Source organism: Xanthovirga aplysinae (genome assembly GCF_009711365.1).
Taxonomy (GTDB): domain Bacteria; phylum Bacteroidota; class Bacteroidia; order Cytophagales; family Cyclobacteriaceae; genus Xanthovirga; species Xanthovirga aplysinae.
On the sequence record NZ_SMMB01000075.1, the window covers coordinates 1 to 285 of the forward strand.

Annotated in this window: 1 protein-coding gene; it reads right to left on the reverse strand. The window is 34.4% G+C overall.

Annotated elements, in window-relative coordinates:
- A partial coding sequence (locus tag E1171_RS23020; protein ID WP_222931257.1) for a hypothetical protein occupies positions 1–285 on the reverse strand: 285 nt, incomplete at both ends.

Below are 285 nucleotides of genomic sequence, written 5' to 3' on the forward strand. Positions count from 1 at the left end.
AGCTTTTTGTGTATTTCCATCGTTTCTGTTTCCATTTATTAAGTTCACATCACTGATTGAATTCTCCTCCCCATCTTGATTGGCATCAAAATCCTGCCTATTGCCATCATTATTATTTCCATCAATTTGGTTAACATTCTCAATGGTATTATCTACATCTTCTTGCCCTGCCCAAGCTTTTTGACTGTTCCAATCGTTTCTAGAACCGTCAATAACATTAATAAATGTAATGTTATTACTCATCATCTCTTGAGTCATGTTAGCTTCTTGTCTGTTGTTAGTATT